General features: G+C 62.5%; 1 protein-coding gene. It reads right to left on the reverse strand.

Going from position 1 to position 982, the window contains the following annotated elements; genetic code table 11:
* Positions 1 to 291: 291 nt before the first annotated feature.
* Positions 292 to 678 (reverse strand): RidA family protein, encoded by a 387-nt coding sequence (locus IVB32_RS23895; protein ID WP_247294963.1) that lies wholly within the window; start codon positions 676 to 678, stop codon positions 292 to 294.
* Positions 679 to 982: the final 304 nt, after the last annotated feature.

Consider the following 982-nt stretch of genomic DNA (forward strand, 5'->3'; position numbering starts at 1 on the left):
TTGAGGTCCTCGTTCCAGACCTGGCAAATGCCGGTGTTGTCCCAGCGGATCACGTAATAGCCGACTGCCGCAGAGGCCGGCACGGCGAACACGGAGGTGGCGATGCCGGCAACGGCACAAAGGGCGAGAACGCGACGCATGAAATATCTCCTGATGGGAACGTGAGAGAAAACTGGTGCGGCAAATCTGCGTGGCTGGCAAGCGGGGCGGCGACCGTTCACGGATATGTCAGCCGTTGGTCGGCTGTTCGGACGACCCTTATCCCTTGACTATCGCCTGACGATCACACGTCTAACTCTTGGCCAGCGACGCCACCGCCTCGATCTCGATCAGCATCTTCGGATCGGGCAGTGCGTGGATCACGCAGGTGGTGCGGGCAGGGTAGGGCGGCGGGCCGAAGGCGCCGGCATAGAGCGCGTTCATGGCGGCGACGTCGGAGGCGCGGGTCAGCAGCACGTTGACCTTGACGAGATCGCGGATCTCGGCGCCGGCCTCCGCCAGCACGCGCTTGATGTTGATGGCGACATTGGCGAACTGCGCCTCGAAGCCGTCGGGCAGCGCGCCGTTCGCGTCGAAGCCGGGAATGCCGGAGACGAACAGGAGATCGCCTGCGCGCGTGGCAAAGGACAGCGGCGGCGCCTTGACGTGCGGCGGGGGCGCGAAATGCTGGATCGGCATGGGATCACCTCGGATGGAGGGCTGGAAGCGCAAGCGTAGCGGCAGCTCGGGGCGCCTCCAACAAAAAACGCGAAAACAACCCCATGCACAGTAGGCATCTAGCAGGAATCATTGAGCTTTCTTTTTCACTTCGGGAAAAACAAAATAATCGTTGCTCCGTCGGGCAAAACAGGGGCAGAATGGCATGATGGCGGGTGAGCGTCTTGTCGCGCCAAACTCCGCCGTCATGCCCCGGCTCGACCGGGGCATCCAGTACGCCGCGGTTTCGGTTCACTATCGCTCTCTCTGGAATACTGGATCCCCC

The sequence above is a fragment of the Bradyrhizobium sp. 23 genome, from assembly GCF_023073295.1.
GTDB lineage: Bacteria > Pseudomonadota > Alphaproteobacteria > Rhizobiales > Xanthobacteraceae > Bradyrhizobium > Bradyrhizobium canariense_D.

What these genes read in the sequence shown, in the direction of transcription:
- IVB32_RS23895 (WP_247294963.1), bottom strand. Translation starts at nt 678, where the DNA reads ATGCCGATCCAGCATTTCGCGCCCCCGCCGCACGTCAAGGCGCCGCCG.